We start from the raw sequence: 18,551 nt of genomic DNA, 5'->3' as shown, positions 1-18,551 counted from the left end.
GTTTTTGCCCTAGTTGTTGACACCAATGGGCACCCACCAAAAAGGGGGGGACAAGAAGTTGCTCTTGCGTCCCCCTTCTTAAGGGGGATTTAGGGGGATCTCCGGGGAATTAACAGTGTTAACTGAACCGTATTGTTCGATCGCGGTGAAAAGGGGGGGACAAGAGTCGGCTCTTGCGTCCCCCTTAAGAAGGGGGATTTAGGGGGATCTAGGCTCCGCGACAAACGAGAGATATAAAGGTTTTTGCCCTAGTTGTTGACACCAATGGGCACCCACCAAAAAGGGGGGGACAAGAAGTTGCTCTTGCGTCCCCCTTCTTAAGGGGGATTTAGGGGGATCTCCGGGGAATTAACAGTGTTAACTGAATCGTATTGTTCGATCGCGGTGCAAGATGTATCAACAAAAATTCAGCGGTGGTAGCATTCCCCAACAGGGCGCTATCTCAGATAAATCTGGATAGATAGGGGTCGGCATTTCTTGATTTCCCGCTTCCTGCAATTGGTTAATTTTTTCAATTATCAGCGGGGGCAAATCAAGAGTAATGGGACAGCTTCGATATCCTTCTTTGATGTCTTGAATCCACTTATTTATCATTTGATTCAGGTGATTATTGTTGATTAGACATTGACTTTGGTTTTGCAAGCTGGTTCGCATACTTTGTTTGATTTCTGAGGTGAATATTTTGTCTGGGTTGTTTTCCTGGTGCAGATTGAGGCTGAGACTATATTGATACTCCTCGTTAGGGTTTGGGCAGTCTTTAACTTTCAGAGCAAGGGTGTATTTGATCATGTTTTTATTTCATTGAGTTACCTACAAATATCTTGCAAACTGCGCGGGTTCCCAGAAACCGGGTTTTTTACGAAAATACTTCATTGCTACCCACAAATTAAGTAAAAACCCGGTTTCTTTGGTCGGAGTCGGTAAATCTTGAATGAATATCCGAAATTTAGTCCGATCGCCTTTTTTACAATTCATGGCAACTTCTCCATAGCAGTTTTTACTTCAATCATCACCTCTCCGATTTTTCTCCTGTCGCCGTTGGCTAGTTCGTGCCTTAAAACTTTCATGCCTTTTAGTGTTTGCATTTCCTCATCAAACTGCATAATGATTTTTCCTGATTCCAGGTAGATTTTGGCTACAACAGGCGGATAACCTAGGTCTTTTCGCAAGTAGATGTGAGCATCTTCAGAACTGCCAAAAATTACAGGTGTTGTACCTAAATTGATGCAGGGCTGTTCTGTGGCTGTCCAATGGACGATTAGCCACGCTCTTCGGCTCAAATCTTCAATTAGGCCGATCGCCAAACCAATGAAAAAACCGACGATCGCAGCACCTACCAGTCGCCCTACCAAATCTCCAGAAGTGGCAGAAACTAATAGGAAACCGATCGCCCCAGCAGCACCACCAATACCTCCAGCTTGTAGGGCGCGACGAATTTCGAGATTGGGGACAAAGAAGGACATTCCGCCGCCGAGGAAGGTGCCGAGGATAGTCCAGCCAATGACTCTGCCACCAAGGGCAAGAATCGGGATGCTAGCGACGGGTAAAAATAAGAGTTGCCCGATCGCCCCTGCTGCAACTCCGGCGGCGAGGCTACCCCCAGTACCCATAGTTCCTTCGCTGGGTGTGAGGAGGCGGCGGCGCAGGTAATGGTTTTGACCGGCAATCAGAGCTAAAGATGTGCCGATCGCTAACAGGGCAGTCCATCCGCCAATTCGCAGCACGGAGTAGAGCAAGCTGTAATCGCCTGTGGGCCCCGATTCCACGAGTTGGTTGCTGTAAATGGCTTGTTCTGCTTGGCGAAATGCTCGATCGAAGTTGCCGGAATTGGCATAGAAAACAAGGGAGCGATCGCCTGTCAGGTTGGTCAAAAAGTTGGTGTTGGCATCGCCGGTAGCCACAGCAACCAGGTTGATTCCTTGAGCTTTGGCTGATTTTCCTGCGGTGAGGGTATTGGCTTCTTCTTGTCGCCGGTTAGCTCCCGTATAGCCCGGTTGTCCGTCAGTAAATAGTAGGATGTGACGTTGGAGGGGATTTGTCTTTAGTTCTCGTGCTGCGGCTTCAATGGCGATGTCCATCCTCGTGCCGCCACCATCGGAAAGTTGGGCGATCGCTTGTTCGAGCATCAGTTTATTGCCGCTCAGGGGCGCTGCAACTTGAACGTTACTGCCAAATCCGACGATGGCGAGGCTATTTTGTGAAAGGTTTTGTCGCTGTACAAAAGCTTTGGCGGCGGATTTGGCTTCTTGGAGTTTGTTGTTTTCATTCATGCTCCCGGAGCAGTCGATTAATAAAACGATGGCTTGGGGCGATCGGGGTGTTGGTGGAAGTTTGGTTAGTGCTAGGAAAGCTTCACCTAATAATGTTGCAGCACCTAGGCAACCCACTGCTCCATAGAGGCCGAAAAGTATGGGCTTGCTAAGTTTTTGTCTTAATTGTCCGAAAAAGTTTTGCACAGTCAAATCTCCTTATTTTCGCAAAATGATTACTCAGAATTATTTTGTCTGTTGGTAATATTGGGGTTCACTTTTATTTACTTCTTGGCTATCTGTAACTTTGGAAAAAATTGTAGCTGCGCGAGATGAACCTATAAATCGCCAATGCCAAGGTTCAAACAGAACGCCTTGAGAGTTGTTGAGAGGAAAAGACATTTCAAATCCATATTCTTTGGCGTATTGGTTAAGCCAACGATAGGCGTCAGTATCCACAAAAGTATTTGTAATGTCTTGTTTGGGAAACCTACCATCACCTAGATCCACAGCATAGCTAGTATGATGTTCGCTGTAGCCTGGAGGAGCGCTGACTTTTGAAGCAGTTTCAACAGAGCCGAGACGCGCTATTTGGTCATCAAATATAATTTTTTGTCTCTCAATGCTACGAAAACCTGAAACAGGAACAATCCAAACTCCTTGATCGCGAGCAGCGTAAATGAGTTTCATCAGTGCTTTTGCAGCTTCTTGATCGAGGTACTCGAACCGCTGATATTGCTGTTGAGCGTAGCTGGCTATAATAATCAAATCGTTTTGATTGGCTTCTTGATAATACAAATGCCCCATCAAGTTAGAAGAATTTTGTTCCTGAACTGGGGTTGCGACGGTTGACAATTTGACTGTTGAAACCTGCCTCATAGGTTTTGGATAAATTTGTGGTAGCAGTAGCCATGTTGCAGCTATTGTAGTAATAATTGAAGCAATTATCGTTGTTGCAAACAGAAAACTTTTAAATGAAAACTTATGACTGGATTTTTTCTTCATGCTTTATTACCTATAGATTTTCAACATTTTCTATTTTCCAAGTACCTGCATCTAATTTTAAGAAAAATCGATACGCCGTTGTTTTAACGCCATTAGTAGTAACGCTTGAATCGACTTGATTGTTGACATACAACACTAAATCTTCACTGATATTAACGTCTATTTGCGCTTGATCGGAAGAAACAGATAAGTTATTAGATGAGTCAACTTTAGCTATTTTGTAATCATAGTAAGCGTTGTTGTCTCGCAGCCATTTAATAGCACCAGTGGTTTTAATATAACGTTCGCCAATGGTAAAATTAGCAGCTAATTGCTCTTCATAGGGAGGAGCGAATAGCCGTTTTTTAGCATCCAGCCAATTTTGAATAACTTGACTAGCTTGTTGTTGAGTCAACGCGCTACTGTTGGTATTAGATGAAGGTGAATTTGGAGTATTATTAGATGTCGTCTGGGGACTAGCACGTACCGCAGGAATTGCAGATGTTTGCAAAGTGCCTAAACTCATTTCTAAGTTAAAATTTGCGATCGCTTTTTGTGCCTCAACTTGGATAGTATATTTTCCTGACTTGGGCAAAGCAGCAGCGTATTCTTCTGACTTGGGAAAAGCTGTATGGTTCACAAGAGTAATATCCTGTGTAAAAATCCAAATACAGACATTGTTTGTAGGTTTGTAGCTGAGTTTTTGACCTGACTGAGCTTCAAAGGTATAACCTAAAGATTTGCTGGGATCAAGGTTTTTATTTGACTCCGTAATAGTTCCAGAAGTATTCAGGGAAATAGCTTTGACATCTTTTGAGTCTAAAGTGCTTGCAGGTTTTTCGGGGCAAGTGCTACCAGCCAATACTGAATTCAAGTTGGGATTGGAAGAAACTGCACTGCATCCACCAATTATGATTAACACTAGATAAAGCCAAAGTTTGTTCATGTTGTTTTAGCTGACAATTTCTGGGATTGACCGTCATTTAAATTCGGATAATTTTCAAGGCTTATTTAGCCATCTTGTAGAAGCGCCTATAGTAGAACCGCTAGTTTCAGAATTTAAAAAATCCCTAAACTCTATGGCTCTTTGATAGTTACTAAAGGAAGCTACTTGAACTACTATGCTTCCAGTATCTTTTCGTTGTTTAAATAAGGCATCTTGGCAAAAGCGCGATCGCGCTAGTTGTAAATTAGCTTCGCTGTCGGGTAGGTAAACCGGATAAAAATCCACCGGATAATCATTAGGATTGGTAGGTAGAGGATCTCCGCAACTGGCTTTGGGAAAATTCGATCGGGAAGTTCGAGTAGCAGTGGTATTTGCAGGCGGGGCAGAATTAGGTGTATTTTCTGGAGAAGGCGCGGATGTCACTGCTGAGGAATTAGGTGTATTTTCTGGAGAAGGCGCGGATGTCACTGCTGAGGAATTAGGTATACTTGCAGGAGTTGCTTGTGCAACATCTAAACCCATTGATAAGTCAACAGTCGTAGATCCTTGCGGTGCAGATATTTGAATTGTGTACTTTCCAGTGGTGGGTAAAACCCCAGTATTCAAGAGTTGATTATCGGGTGTGAAAACCCAAATACAAACATTTTGATTAGTTGTATAAGTCAGTTTTTGATTAGCCTTGGCTTCAAAGGTGTACCCCATTGATTTACTCTGATTAGCAATTACTGATTCTCTTAACATCTGCTCTCCTAATACGACAGATTTAACATTTTGAATTTCTAGTGACTGTTCTGGTTTGTCTAAACATCCCTTTGAACTTGTTGATGCTTGATTTTTACTGTTAGGCATAGGAGCGCATCCAAAACTTATTAAAAGTAGACCGTTAGCCAATAATTTGGTGAAGTAATGAAGGCTTTTCATCTCTAATTCTCCATTTCTTGCTTTAAATGGTTCGCCCACAGCCAAAAGGGTAAAACACCCCCAGCACCTATGGCTACCAACACCCCTAGCAGCATCATCATGCGGGTGGTCAATGGGAGCGGTGTCTCAAAAAATTCGATCCTATAAGATGCCGATTCTGACTGCACCTTAGCCGCGAGATCGGATTGAACTACCACCTCAACATCGTGCTTAGAACCCTTCTCTGCATTCGGCTGCTCGTAGCTAATTTCGTACTCGCCCAAAAGAGCATTCAGAAATAATTTCAACTTCTCAGCCACCGCTTGAGAATTGGGTGAAAACTCAGCGATACCGCCCGTCACTTTCGCTATTTCAGCTAAGCGGTTTTCGTCAACAAATACCTCTTCAGGAACTTTGCGATCGCCCTTACCAATATCAGAACGCTTAGCCGGTCTCCCCAAACCATACTTCTGCCCCAACTGAGCTGGTGTGAAACCATAACCCAAAGTATGAACAGTGATTTTTTCATTGCGCTTCAATAGCGCTAATAAATTATTGAAATCTCGCTCCTCATTAGGTTTATTGTGATAGCCATCCGATAACAAAACTACAGACAATCTTGGCTGCGGTTGCTTAGAATCTTCTGGTACAGAAAAACTCGGATCGGTAGCCAAAAACTGAATCGATTTACTCAGAGGCTCATAAATATTTGTAGAAGCACAAGGTTTTTGAGCCGCCAGAGAATCCAGATAATCATTTAATTGGAAAGAATTAGCAGGCAAAAAGATTTTTTGTGCTAATACCTTCTGATTAACTGGATTCCCTTCACAAGCAGGTCCGGGGTCGCCAAAGGGGACAATTGACACCTTGGGTGTGGGACATTCAACCGTTGAATTCTTGGGACAACGATTGCCAAGTTCTGTTGTGAACTCTTTAATGGCTTTCAGAGCTCCTTCTATCTTGCTAGTACCCTGGCTGTCTTTTTGCTGCATACTGCCGCTGTAATCTAGCAGCACAATAATGAAAGCCGGAGGTGGTATGGTTTCATCGGGGCTTTTCCAATCTTTGCCGCGAAATTTCAGTGGTTTGCGATCGACTATCAAGCTAAAGTTTGTATCCTGTAAACCCATCACAGGTTTATCGTTAGCATCTTTGACTTTTATGCGGACAGTCACTCGAGCCTTTGCCACGGTGGGTTTTCCGACAATTTCCGCAGTTTTTGCCTGACTCCAGGCGGGATTTCCCAGAGAAAGAGCTAGCAGTGCAGATAGACTAAGCTTGCGGATCGAGGAAGCGATTGTAGTAAACAAATCGGTAGAATTTTTGTCCATTGGTTGTATATTCATCTTCGGGGTAAAAAGTTAGGAGATAGTTGTGTTTGAGAGAAATATTGTCGCGGGAATTAAGCTGTATGCCATTCACTTCGATACAGCCGTAGAACTTAGCATTAGGTTTCAGAATAGCTTCACGGGCTTTCATTTCTAAATCAGCAACATGAAGGGGCAGTCCCGGAATTTGGATATTTGCTTTGGGAGCAGAACCAATTCTGATAATGCCTTTTTCTGGCAGTTGAATTGATAAACCTTCCTCAATTTTGTCGGATTCACTATCGCTAACAAACTTGAGTTTTGCCTGCTGTTTATCAATGGCGGGATAAGCAGGTGCGATGTTCGAGCTACCAAATCGATCGTCATAATTTTCTCCTGTGTATTCAAAACCAGTACCAGCCCTGAGAGCCGCCATGTAGCTAGGAGATGTCGATCGGCTCAATCCAAAACCCAATAACATTCCCAATATCGAAAAACCCAAGGGGTCTTCCACACCCTCCAGTACCCCCGAAAAAACTCCGATTTGCCCCAGGATTTCCAAAATCAAAACCGCCGCCAAACTCGCTGCAACGCTGGCAACTACACTTGTCTGGAAGCGCTGCCAAAAACGCTTGGCATCTCCCGCCTCGGTGCTGTGCCACCGCCAAGTAACCCCCTCAGCAATGCCCGTGGAAGCGCCGATGCACAGCCAACAAACGATTCTCAAAATTCGACGATCAAACGGATTTTGTGGCAACAGAAAAATCTGGGCAATGCCCCCAGAAATCAAGCCAAAAAATATCCCTAATCCCGCTGCAATGCTCAGGGGAAACAAGGCAATTCGCCAGCACAATTTAGGTCTAGTGGGGGTACTGACAAAAATTTCAGTAAACACCATTGCAACACTCAGTGCCACTCCGATGCAGGGAAAGAGTATCAGTTCGGGAAATTGCTTCAGTAAACCTAAGTCAGTGAGGAATACTTGACCGAGGTTCCAGCCAATTAAGGCTGATGTAATGCCCGCGAGTATGTACAGGTAGCTTCTCATCATAATTCCATATCAATCTCATTAATTTCCTTGTAGATTCCGAATTTACAACTTTTTTTGGATATCTTCTTTTAAAAGCTTACCTGTTTCTTTCTCTGCACCATCAAGAAAGCCATAACCAATCTTCAATGTAGATTTTTCTTGGTATGAATAAATAGCTTTTACCAACTTAATTTGCTCTTGGCGATCGTAATTTTTTGCTCCTTTATAATCTAGCTCAGGAACATCTAAAACTTCCTTAAGTGCTGTGATAATCTCATTGTCAGATTTATATCGCTTTTTTCCCACCTCTTTGACAATTCGCTCAATAGAATCAATAGTTGTCTCGAATCTGTTTTGTTTCATCCCTTCTTTGTACTCAGGCTCAATTTCCGAATAATTAGGGTTTGAGTCTGGAGGTGTGGTTGGTTTTTTTGCAGGTTTGGCGTAATCACTTTCTCTTTCATCTGGATATGATGGCACATCAGATTGCTGAACATTCTTTGAGTCACTTCTAGTAGTTTCTCCTGGTTTTTTGGAACTATTTAATGCTCCACCTGACCAAAATCCTCCGATAAAGGTCAAGATGAGCAGTACAAATACAATTGCAAGTGGCACGTTTATACCTCCTATTTCAATTAGTGAAACCAACAAATACTCTGCTACACCAACTTGTTTTTTGACTCTCAAGCCATAAACAGGAACATTAGGCTTCCAGCCTTCCTGCTTGAGTCGATAAAATATCTTTTTGGGAACACAACCCAAACTTACCTGATAAAAAAATGCAGCCATTTCTGCCTCATCTAACCCGCCAAAAAGTTCAGCTAATGGCAAATATTTTTCATCATGTGGATAAGGACGATTCTGCCAGTAAACTCTTAATTCGTGGAATAGTTGTTTCCACTGAGGGTCATCAGTGATACTGGGTTGAGGGTTTTGCGTCCTGGTGGCGTTTTGCGAAGTATTGACCCGCTTACTCATCAAAATCAATTCATTCTTAATGTTTTGGCTAACAAATTGATAATAGAATTTCCTCCAAATTCCAGAGGGCGCACTCAAAATCCAGACAGTAGGATTTAAGAGTTCTGGGTGCTGGATAATTCGAGGAATTATCAACATAACTCCTTCAAATACTTTTCTCAAAATATGCTGTGACTGCCCCACATTTTGAGTAAAAAAGTTATTGACTTCAGATTGAAAAACCTCCGATACTTGATAATGATCCTCCTGTTTTCCCCGCTGCTGCATCCAATCCAAAAAATCAGGCAATGTCTGGGGAATTACCATCGCTCTCAGGGTCAAAAGACGCACCATTTGAGGGCTGTAAATTCCCTGTCTGAGAGCCTGGGAAGACCCTTGTCCGTTGAAAATTACTTCCCAATCGCTATCTTTAACTTGGTTAATTGATGTTTCAATTACTTCCACTTGCTCCGGCTTGACCTTATCCCGGCTAATCAAACCTTTAATTGCGGATTTAATCTCGTACTCCCTAGCAATGGGGGCGGTATATTGAGGCGTGCTAGCCATCGCCCTGTGCAACAATTCTTGGGCTTTTTCGCTAGCGGGCTGAATCACCAAAAAACCTCTGGGTTGCTCCAAGGCTTCTACTTGAAAAGCCCAGGAGACAAGCTGACTGTTTCGTCTGGCTTTTTCCGTCGCCATTCGATCGACAATCCATGTGGTACACGCCTTCCCAAAGGGAACAATAACTGGAGCATCATTAGCCAGTAATTGTTCAAGTTCTGAACCCAGAGGAATTTGAGGTTGATTGGGAGCAGAAAATTGATTGGGCTGCCCCATATATTTCGTTTCAAAGGGGTCGAAAACAGGCATCCGTCCCCCTTGGCGTTCAGACTCGATCCAAGCCAGAATCTTCCATAAATTGCCCTTCCCTTCGCAGAGAAAGTAACGATACACACTAGGTGCTCGACCTCTATCCTCTTTGACCCTAGTAACAACAGCAACGACTGACCAGTCTTCGCCATCACCCTGCACTTCGCGGCCAATGATTGCAGGATTGTCCCTGGATGCACCTTCCGCAACGGCAAATTCTCGATTGACAATCGCGCTTTGGACTGCTGCGGGAGGATCAATGGTTTTGTTCATGTACTGCCCCGCAAATCCCTGGGACTCCCACCCGCCATCGGAGGTCTTTTTTGCTTGAATGCTAGTGCTAAATTCGTGAATTTTAACGATTGATGAATTCATTTTTTTAGTCCTTATCTAGTTCTTTGTGTCGTTCGCCGGTACAAAGCCAGTAAATGGGAGCTACTAAACCAAAAGGTCGCCAGCGTTTCGGGTCTTTAATACAAGAACTCGTGCCGCCGCGATCGCGCTTGATCCGTACTGAATTTGGTTCTGGATACTTGCTCCCCAACACACCGAAAGCAGAAGTAGTAAAGTAATCTACTTGACCGCCTCCCGTTTGTTGCCATGCTTGTAATTTCCTAAAAGTTTGGGGGAAACGAGCTTGGGCTAATTCTCTCGGCTCATGGCGGTTCACCCATAATTCCGACTGTTCGCACTTAGTCATTACAAAGGCAATGCGTCGCTGGCTGCTGCTAATATCAGTGCGATCGAGGGCTATTAAAAACTTATCTAGACCGCTAGAATATTGAGAATCTTTCTGGTGGCTTGTGCCATCTGCGAGAAACATAATTCCCGTTGCTCTTACGCAATCTTCTAGGTAGTCTCCTAGCAGCGCATCTCCGTTTCTGTGAAGCAGGTCGCTAAAAAATTCACCCGCATAGTCTTTGCAGCTTATGTTTAACCGGACAAGCTGCGGTTGCAAGTTGACTTTCGGCGTTTTCCAGCTAAATTGCCCTTTAAGCACAATACTTAAGGTGTAATCTCTGATATCATCGACACTTGTATTCAGATCGGTTGGTTCAAGCTGTAGTCCTTGCTCCAAGATATTTTGAGCATTATCAACCAATTGATTGGTGTCATCATTCAGAGGCGTGACAGTCTGAACGGGACTAGAAGCATTGGCATTGGGCCAATAAGCTAGGGATGCCATGTAAGCGGTTTTGCCAGAGTTGCGATCGCCTATTACCCGAATTACGCCACTGCGATCGATCGGCTCAGTAACACTCGATTTTGTTGATTTATTTTGATTAAACCAATCCACCATTTATTTCACCTTTCCCTTTAATTTAGTAGTTTGACTTAGCCAATGAAGAGGTTCAATCAGGTTATAAGACAGCCAGCGAGGGGCATCTCTCAAAACCGAAGCTTTGCCAGATTTTCCCTGTTCATCAATGCGATTTGGTCTGGGGTCATTTCGCTTCAATACTCCAAAGGTAGAAATGGCATAAAACCGTAGAAGATTTTGGGATAGAATTCTGTTATTTCGCAAAGCATCTGTTGTTTTAGGGAGATGCAATCTAAATAAATCTGTTTCTGGGTCTAATCTTCCCGACCAAAGTTCTCCCCTTTCACACTTGCTCATGGCCACCGCTAGGCGCAAGTCATGGGTGCGATTGTGAGAATCCATTAATTTTATAAATTGGTTCATTACTCGACCATAAAAACTATCATTTGCTCTGTCCCACTCGGTTAAAATAATTAAGCACCCTACGACATCTTTCATCAAACATTCATTAATAAAACCTTCATAGATAGCATCAGAGAAATTGGAATCTGCTATTTTTTCAAATACCTCCCCCGGATAATCTCTAACGTTTACTTGAAATGATTCTGGATTCACAAACCAAGATTTAGCAATTTCCAACTGAAAAGAGTAGTATGGCAAATCATCAACGCTTTTAATTTCTCCTCCAATGACTGTTGGCTCTAAACATTCTCCTTGGCAAATAATATTTTCAGCTTTATCTGCGAGTTGTCTTGCATCATCATTTAAGGGGATAATGTTAAACTTTTTTGACTTACCCATTGTTTGCTTTTTATATGCTAAAGCAGCTAAATAGGTAGTTTTTCCCGATCCTCTCGGCCCAATAACGCAAATGTTTCCCATGATTTTTTCTCCTTTACTTGGCTAAAAATGTAGCTAGATAAATCCAAGGCAATTCTAATAAAGAGCGATTGTGAATGCTAGTAACGAAGCAACGAACAGATCCAGATACACTTTTTTTGATTTCTGTGATATGAGGCTTGATAGGACTGAAATAGGGTAGATCGATGATGTATTCTTGCCGTTGGAGCCAGTTCTTTTTAGAACGGTGGGGAATATATTCTAGTTGTGACTCTTCTTTTGCAATATCACAAAACATATCAGCTTTGTTTAAGCAGATTGTTAAATGTCGGACTTTATTACAATCATGACGAAAAAACTCTACCCAGCGCTCGAACCTATTGCACCACTGTTGCTGAGTAATAAAATCATCATAATTAACAGCAGCACTGGGCTTAATAATTTCTCGATATGGTTCAACTATTAGCAAAATTCCCTCGCTTTGCAAAATAGTGTTTAAGAATTTATTCCACTCATCTGGGTTAGCTGATTGCCAACTATTTCGCCATATTTCTCCTGGTGTGTCTATCCAATCTAAAGTAATTTGCTTGTGTCCAGTAGGGAGTTCTACCTGAATTTCTAAATGACGACTATGAATTGCGGATACTGCATCCGTGGCTTTTGTACTATCTAATTCGGAATCATAAAGCATCGCTTTAAGATTTTCGTAATCAGGATAAGTAACTTTGACATATTTACTTCTTGGGTTTGCTAACTCCATTGCTAAGTGAGTTTTACCTGCTGCCCGATCGCCAATATAAATCACCCCCATCGCTATCACCTCCTAAGCTGAATAATCTGTTAAAAAAGGTTTAGTTGTCGGCGTTTCCGCAGCATTCACCCGGACGATCGCACTCAACCCACTCGGTAATGCAGGTAAAGGCCGATTGCTAATCTCCCGAATCCCCAAAACAGGAACTCGTTCGTAGCCGACATTTGTACCAGGACTGGGACCAAACGCCCCTCCAGATACAGTCATAGTCATCACCTGCCTTTGATATTCTCCTAAAGGTTTACTCAGCCAATCCGCTGTTTTGTGACTCACTCCCTGCAAAAAGATTTGCGTCCGACAGTTGTTGAGTGCCGGCAGAGTTTTTTCAGGAAATTGGTCTATGGATTGGCACATCAAAAACACACCTGCTTTGGCATTGCGGCCAATTGCTGTTAACTCTTCATAGTCAATATTTTTTAACCGAGGAGCTTCATCGCAGATAATATAAGTCGGCATCCAACTATGCTGGGGTTTTTTCATCCGGCGATACATCACATTCATCACATAGCTAATCATTACTGCCGCTAAAGAGGAGCCAAATTTGCCATCGGCGAGGGATTGACCAACTACTAATGTGTGTCTGGAAGTGCCGTTTAAGGCTTGTAGTAAAAAAATGTCGCTTGCGCCATCGCAAATTTTTCTGACACCTGGATCTTTGAAAGGGCTGAGCTTATTTTGCAGGAAACTAATATCTAATCCAAAGCGATCGTCCGGGAGACTCAAGTATGAATAAAGATCGCAACCCCACTGTGTATTTGTTGCTTGAGGCAAATTAGTTAACAAAGCTCGCACGGCATCCCGATCCATCACCAAATCTGGTAAATCGCTAGGGTTAAGTTTGATTAAATTTTGTCGTCGGGCTTCCACAACTACTCCGAGAATGGCAGTCAACCACATGATGTCCCGGCTCCAGAAAGCAGCGTTGGCATCTGTCGGCTCAAAATTGCCGTATAAAGCTTGGGCGATCGCCCTAATTTCCTTTTCAGTCCCAAATTTTTCCAATTCCTCCAAAAAGTTCCAAACAACTTGATTTTTGGTAGCACTCAAATCCCAGCAAACTAACTTTGACCCCGCACTACGAGCGAAGCTGGCAAGGCGATCGCCCAAAAATCCCGCTGCATCAACACAAACCAAATTGCCTTTTTGCATCAAATTTTCAGCGGATTTCAGCAACAGTTCAGTTTTCCCTGCTCCCGGCGGGCCGACAACCAAAACGTGCTGGTGCAAAAAATCACTGGGAATCCAAACATCGGTTGTCAATCTAGCTTTGCTATTACTAAAAGTGACATATTTTCCTAGCCAAAAATCGCCATTTTTACCATCGCCATGCGCTAAGTTTATGACTTCTTTGCTATTGGCTGTTTGGGAATAATCAAATAACTCTCGATATCTTACCCCTGGTTTTAGAGACTCTCCTGGGCCGAGAATTAGAAGGTTTTTACTACGAGCACCTAAACTCCACACTTTTTTAGCTAAATAGCATAAAAATTTGACGTAAAGTTCGATTGTGCATTTAAACAGCCAAATGAGAATTTGCTCCATGTTTGTGTTCCTGGATCGAGGTAGTGCGATCGGGCTAGAGAGAGGCAGATGGTGGTTTAGCAGTTGGAGTAGACTGGGATTTTTGAGGAACGCTTTGTTTTTTTAGGGCTGCAAGGTTTTGTTGATTTGGACTTAGCTGTGTTTGCTGTTGTTGAGTAGGGGTTTGCGCTTTCAGATCGGCTAACTTTTGCTTGAGTTCAGCGATGTTTGGGCTGCTGGTTGTCTGCTGTCCCTGAGTTGCAGTTTGTTGAGTTTTTGGTTTACTCTCGCGTTGGCCAACTTCTGGTATTCGTTGCTCTTTATTTTGAGTAATTTGCTCTTCAAAACTCAGATCTTTTGGTTTGGGTTTTTGTGGGAATTTTTCCATGAATATCATTCCTTTTGTCAAACTAGAATTTGAGAGTGCGATCGGACTTGAGGGCGATCGGCCCAGAAGCACGCAAATTAAATGCTGACTGTTTATCTAACTTTTGGTAGCGGGAATATCTCCAGGGGATGGGAGGGGAATCTAGACTATGGTAAAAACAATATCAATAGACCTCTCCCATCATTTCTGTGGAACACGCATCATGCCTGTTCTGGACTGTCTTTTTGGGAGCTGTCTCATGGTTTTAGGCGATTGTTGACACCTCTGCCCCTGACTGACTCCACAACCGTACTGAAATTTGTAGCCAGTACATACGTAAGCATAACATACTTGTGCGTGTAATGGCATGACATAAGTCAGTTAGCTAAAAAGCTTTGTTAACTTAGGGTTATGGTGAAGTCAGTCAGGACACTAAAACACAACCTCTAACAAAGCAATGGATTTTGAAGAAACTCTCAAACTTATGGATCTCGTGGTTTTTGCGGAAACCGAAAGACACCTCAGCGACCCGGAAGTAACGATTCTGCGCGGGGCGTGTCTGGGGATGACCTACGAGCAAATGGCGGAAAATTCTCAATATAAGATGAATTACCTGATGCGAGATGTCGGGCCCAAGTTCTGGAAATTGCTTTCGGAAATTTTTCGAGAAGAAGTCAGCAAAACCAATTTCCGTGCCGCTTTGGGGCGACATTTACGATCGCCCTTCGTCAAACTACCAGCCCACATGATGTCACCTCCAGCACAACGGCTGTCTGACTCTGGCTCGATGTCTGGGGGAATTCCTCAGAGCACCCTGGTTGATTGGGGTGAAGCTCCAGATATTCCCGTTTTTTGCGGCCGCACCAAAGAGTTCAACTCCCTGGCGACGTGGATTCTCGCAGAACAATGTCGGTTGGTAGTTTTGAGTGGAGTCGGTGGGATTGGGAAGACAAGTCTCTCGGTAAAGTTAGCCCAACAAATTCAGGGAAAATTTCAGTTCGTGATTTGGCGATCGCTCCGTCAAGCACCAACTATCGCTCATTTGTTAACTTCCTTGATGCCAGATTTTGAGCGATCGCCCCAAATTAACTTACCCGTTGATGTAGATCAAAGAATCTCCCAACTCATAGAAAAGTTGCGAGAGTTCCGATGTCTGATGGTGTTTGATGGGTGGGAAACAATCTTAGAACCGACTAAGTTAGCCGGACATTATCGAGAAGGCTATGAGAAGTATGGGGAATTAATCCAAAGAATTGCAGAACAACAGCATCAAAGCTGCTTAGTCGTCGTCACGCGGGAAGTACCGGAGGCGATCGATCTGCTCGTGGGCGATCGTTCGCCGGTGCGAGCTTTAAAACTGCCTGGTTTGAACGAGATAGAAGCACGAGAACTGTTTAAAGCTCAAGGCTTATCTGATGAGAACAAATGGACAGAACTCATTAAGATATATCAAGGAAATCCCTTGGAGTTAAAACTTGTAGCTCCCGCCATTCGGGAATTATTTAACGGCAAAGTTTCCGACTTTCTCAAACGCCAAACTTTTGTATTTGGAGGAATCAAGGCTTTATTAAACGACCAGTTTGAACGATTGGAAGATTTAGAAAAAGCAATTCTGTATTGGTTGGCGATCCAAGCTTCCCCCGTTTCCTTAGAACAGTTAGTGGAATATCTGTTATTCCCGGTATCTAAATCGGAAATTTTAGAATCCCTATCTTCCCTGCTGCGCCGGGAGTTGATTGATAAAAACGCGGGCAAAGGTCAAACTGAGTTTGTGCTGCACCAAGTCTTAATGCAGTACGTCACGGAGCAATTGACAACTAAGGCTTGCAGGGAAATTTTGGGGATGCTCAAAACTCAAAAACCAGATGGAAATAAAATTGAAATACTCAAAAGTCATCTGGTGTTTAAAAATACCCAGCTAAATCCAAATACCAAAGCTGCTAGGGTAGAAGACTCCATTGCTATTACTCTCAAGGAGCATTTGACCAAGTTGTTTAAAACTAATAGCAAAGCTTACGAGCAGTTAAATAAAGTTTATTCTGTGCTCCAAAATCAGGATTGGCTAGAAAGAGGATACACTGAAGAGAATTTCCAAAATTTGCTAGCAGTGATGCAGCCAGAGGAAAAAAATCTCCCACCGGGCGATCGCAAACAAGAGGAAAACTTACCTGTGTAATACCAATTTCATAAAGTAGCGCTACATATCTACCCCCCCATTGGTGTCAACTTAAGCCTGAAAGCCTTGGTATCTCTCGTTCATAGCCAAGTCTAGATCCCCCTCGCATCCCCACCCCCCCCTAGCCCCCCCCTAGCCCCCCCACCCCCCCCTGCCCCCCCCAAGGGGGGATGGGGGAAGGGGGACGAAAGATCGGACTCTTATCCCCCCCTTCTTAAGGGGGGCTAGGGGGGATCTAGATTTAATAGTCAAACAGCAGTCTGTGGCTACCTTTGACCTTAAGTTGACACCAATGGCTGGAGGGCCTGTTACACAATTTTAAAATCGATGGGCTGTTTGGTTTTCCCACTTCCAAACACAGCTAGAAATCAGATTTGTACAAATATGAGCTAAAATTGGGACTAACAAGTTTCCAGTATTTAAAAAACTGTAGCCTAATAGCAATCCCACAGCAGTTGCCCAAACTGCGTAGGGCCACTGATCGATGCCTCCTAGGTGCAAAATGCCAAAGCAAAAACTGGATAAAATTAAACCGGTAGCATTTAATCCTAAAGCCGACATCATCACGCCTCGAAATAGCAATTCTTCGCTAAGTCCGGGTAATAATCCCAACCAAATTAAATCTGGCCAAAATAAGGGTTTGAGGACTACTTCTAGGTAAACGTTGGCACTGCGCCGATAACCGGGCCAGAGGTGATAAACGATCGCACTACCGCCGGAAATGACTAATCCGATCGCACATCCTTTGAGTAAGTCAATTCCGATTAATTTGACTGGCAAAAGCGATACCGATCCAAATAGCAACCACAATTTAGCTACCGCCAGCAATATAATTGCTGTCACGCCCATTGCTACTAAAACTTGGGTACGTGTCAATGGTTCAAATTCGGGATTTTCGGGAATTTTTTCTGCCACTTAATCAATTTTAGATTTAAGATTTGAGATTTGTTTAGTTGAGTCCGACAAACACCGCAAGGGGGAAATGTCTGCACCCAAGGCAACTGGTGTGATGCCTGCTCGTAAAGCAACCAATACTCCGATCGCCTCTAAATATGAGTTTACCTGCAAAGCTTTGATTCCGAGTTTTTCTGGAGGAACTTGCATTTGGGTTTTGTTATCGGCCACTGCAATGATTTGTACAGCCGATCGCCCGCTTAAACTCAGGATAGCACTGCCACCGCAGGCTGTGGCGGGTATCACTACGGCATCAACTCGATCGGCAGTAATTGGTAATTGGTAATTGGTAATTGGTAATTGGCTATGCTTTCTTTTTTTGTCTGTGTCTCTCTCTGCGGTTCCCTGGGTGACAAACTGCGGTGCTTTGCTGAGCCCTGCGAGCACGCAGGGTAGGAAAGTATAGCCGATTTCTTCCGCAGCCGATCGCGGTGACAGATGCGGATCGAGGGGTAGCGGCAACAGCGCAGGAGCGTGGGCACAGGGGATTTTAAATGTTCTGACAATGAGGTGACTGATCGCTGCTTCAGCGCCAGCGAGAGGGTCAACTCCTTTGCCGTGGCGGTAGTTGGCGAGGGCGAGACTGCCTTCGTCGTCAGGAAATCTGGCTACAACAGCGATCGCCTCTACTTTTGCTTGGGTAATTAATTTTTCAGCGGCGCGTAATAGACTGTCTGGATTCGCGATCGTCCCCCAAGATGCCCCTGATTCCGACATTCGCAATTCTACATTCAGGGGAACATCGGTTAAAACATAATCTGTTATGTTCAAACCTAATGTAGCTCTAGCAGCATCAACGGCTTGCAAGTGGCGCAACTGCAAGTCTGGTTCGATGCCGCGATCGAGGATTAAGCCAATCCGATTTTGATGTACTGGTTGTAGACCCCAGCATCCTTGTGCAAATTTGTCAAGGCCATAGCCTTCGACGTAAAGAGCGTTAGGTATGGGCCAATAGAGTTGAGCGCCGTTGAGGACGTTGGGGTGAGTAATCAGGGTATCTGAAACTTGGGCGATCGCCCTAGCAACAGGTAGTGCATCGCCTGCAAAGCCCCCGATGGACGCTCCAACGCCTGTTGGCACTATCAAAACCACTGTGAAAGGACGGAGGATCACGCTGTTGCCGGGGATGGTGCTACGGGGGATTCTAGGAGGACGTAGCCTTCTACGACTGCTTTTTGGCGATCGACATCAACGTCTGTGACAGCCCAGCGCAGTGGTTCGCCGTGCTTTTGCAGTTCAATTTCGATCGCCGAGTGGAGTTCTTCGGCTGTATCGTGGAGGTGGACTTCTGCGGAAATGAAATGGGTAGTCATAGGCTTGTCCGTAATTCCTGAATGGTGATACCGCGATCGGTAATTGTATCCATTTTAACTTA

The 18,551-nt window shown here is 44.0% G+C and carries 18 protein-coding genes; 1 reads left to right on the top strand and 17 read right to left on the bottom strand.

Annotated elements, in window-relative coordinates; genetic code table 11:
* Positions 1-396 precede the first annotated feature (396 nt).
* The 14 genes from ACBR23_RS00710 to ACBR23_RS00645 all read right to left on the bottom strand — a co-directional run bounded on the left by ACBR23_RS00710 (position 397) and on the right by ACBR23_RS00645 (position 14,067).
* Entirely contained in the window at positions 397-789 is a 393-nt protein-coding gene (locus ACBR23_RS00710; protein WP_371119380.1) for a hypothetical protein, read from the bottom strand.
* A 21-nt stretch (positions 790-810) separates the two neighbouring features.
* Positions 811-975, bottom strand: a complete 165-nt coding sequence (locus tag ACBR23_RS00705) for a hypothetical protein (protein ID WP_371119381.1) — start codon at positions 973-975, stop codon at positions 811-813.
* Complete coding sequence (locus ACBR23_RS00700) at positions 972-2,456, bottom strand: VWA domain-containing protein (protein WP_371119382.1); 1,485 nt, start codon at positions 2,454-2,456, stop codon at positions 972-974. Before ACBR23_RS00700 ends, ACBR23_RS00705 begins: the two co-directional genes overlap by 4 nt.
* A gap of 39 nt (positions 2,457-2,495) precedes the next feature.
* Positions 2,496-3,128, bottom strand: coding sequence for a D-alanyl-D-alanine carboxypeptidase family protein (locus ACBR23_RS00695; protein ID WP_371119383.1), 633 nt, complete (start codon positions 3,126-3,128; stop codon positions 2,496-2,498).
* A 136-nt stretch (positions 3,129-3,264) separates the two neighbouring features.
* Positions 3,265-4,179 (bottom strand): ARC6/PARC6 family protein, encoded by a 915-nt coding sequence (locus ACBR23_RS00690; RefSeq protein WP_371119384.1) that lies wholly within the window; start codon positions 4,177-4,179, stop codon positions 3,265-3,267.
* Positions 4,180-4,233: 54 nt separating this feature from the next.
* The gene (locus ACBR23_RS00685; protein WP_371120854.1) at positions 4,234-5,100 is read right to left on the bottom strand and encodes a hypothetical protein; all 867 of its coding nucleotides are present in this window, start codon (positions 5,098-5,100) and stop codon (positions 4,234-4,236) included.
* Between the two features lie 2 nt (positions 5,101-5,102).
* The gene (locus ACBR23_RS00680; protein ID WP_371119386.1) at positions 5,103-6,410 is read right to left on the bottom strand and encodes a VWA domain-containing protein; all 1,308 of its coding nucleotides are present in this window, start codon (positions 6,408-6,410) and stop codon (positions 5,103-5,105) included.
* On the bottom strand, positions 6,352-7,437 hold the full coding sequence (locus ACBR23_RS00675) for a hypothetical protein (RefSeq protein WP_371116159.1): 1,086 nt from the start codon (positions 7,435-7,437) through the stop codon (positions 6,352-6,354). The genes ACBR23_RS00680 and ACBR23_RS00675 overlap by 59 nt, the downstream gene beginning before the upstream one ends.
* Before the next feature lie 42 nt (positions 7,438-7,479).
* On the bottom strand, positions 7,480-9,621 hold the full coding sequence (locus ACBR23_RS00670) for a hypothetical protein (RefSeq protein ID WP_371119387.1): 2,142 nt from the start codon (positions 9,619-9,621) through the stop codon (positions 7,480-7,482).
* Positions 9,622-9,625: 4 nt separating this feature from the next.
* Complete coding sequence (locus tag ACBR23_RS00665) at positions 9,626-10,546, bottom strand: hypothetical protein (RefSeq protein WP_371119388.1); 921 nt, start codon at positions 10,544-10,546, stop codon at positions 9,626-9,628.
* Complete coding sequence (locus ACBR23_RS00660; RefSeq protein ID WP_371119389.1) at positions 10,547-11,389, bottom strand: hypothetical protein; 843 nt, start codon at positions 11,387-11,389, stop codon at positions 10,547-10,549. It lies immediately after the preceding gene.
* A gap of 13 nt (positions 11,390-11,402) precedes the next feature.
* Complete coding sequence (locus tag ACBR23_RS00655) at positions 11,403-12,158, bottom strand: hypothetical protein (protein ID WP_371119390.1); 756 nt, start codon at positions 12,156-12,158, stop codon at positions 11,403-11,405.
* Between the two features lie 12 nt (positions 12,159-12,170).
* On the bottom strand, positions 12,171-13,700 hold the full coding sequence (locus ACBR23_RS00650; protein WP_371119391.1) for a type IV secretory system conjugative DNA transfer family protein: 1,530 nt from the start codon (positions 13,698-13,700) through the stop codon (positions 12,171-12,173).
* Between the two features lie 34 nt (positions 13,701-13,734).
* Positions 13,735-14,067, bottom strand: coding sequence for a hypothetical protein (locus ACBR23_RS00645; RefSeq protein WP_371116165.1), 333 nt, complete (start codon positions 14,065-14,067; stop codon positions 13,735-13,737).
* 436 nt (positions 14,068-14,503) lie between these two features.
* Between ACBR23_RS00645 and ACBR23_RS00640 the strand changes: the two genes are divergently transcribed.
* Complete coding sequence (locus tag ACBR23_RS00640; RefSeq protein ID WP_371116166.1) at positions 14,504-16,222, top strand: NB-ARC domain-containing protein; 1,719 nt, start codon at positions 14,504-14,506, stop codon at positions 16,220-16,222.
* Positions 16,223-16,540: 318 nt separating this feature from the next.
* Here ACBR23_RS00640 and ACBR23_RS00635 read toward each other — a convergent pair whose 3' ends face one another.
* From ACBR23_RS00635 to ACBR23_RS00625, 3 genes are read right to left on the bottom strand one after another with little or no spacing between them, the layout of a single operon-like run.
* A complete protein-coding gene (locus ACBR23_RS00635; RefSeq protein WP_341735848.1) occupies positions 16,541-17,137 on the bottom strand; it encodes a CPBP family intramembrane glutamic endopeptidase in 597 nt (198 codons plus the stop codon).
* Positions 17,138-18,286 (bottom strand): DUF3326 domain-containing protein, encoded by a 1,149-nt coding sequence (locus tag ACBR23_RS00630; RefSeq protein ID WP_371118407.1) that lies wholly within the window; start codon positions 18,284-18,286, stop codon positions 17,138-17,140. It lies immediately after the preceding gene.
* Positions 18,286-18,489 carry a hypothetical protein gene (locus ACBR23_RS00625; protein WP_096831487.1) on the bottom strand — a complete coding sequence of 68 codons (204 nt, stop codon included), beginning with the start codon at positions 18,487-18,489 and terminating at the stop codon, positions 18,286-18,288. The genes ACBR23_RS00630 and ACBR23_RS00625 overlap by 1 nt, the downstream gene beginning before the upstream one ends.
* Positions 18,490-18,551: the final 62 nt, after the last annotated feature.

It is taken from the genome of Microcoleus sp., from assembly GCF_041354475.1.
In the GTDB taxonomy this organism is placed as follows: domain Bacteria; phylum Cyanobacteriota; class Cyanobacteriia; order Cyanobacteriales; family Microcoleaceae; genus Microcoleus.
This window is presented reverse-complemented; position numbering and strand designations above follow the sequence as displayed.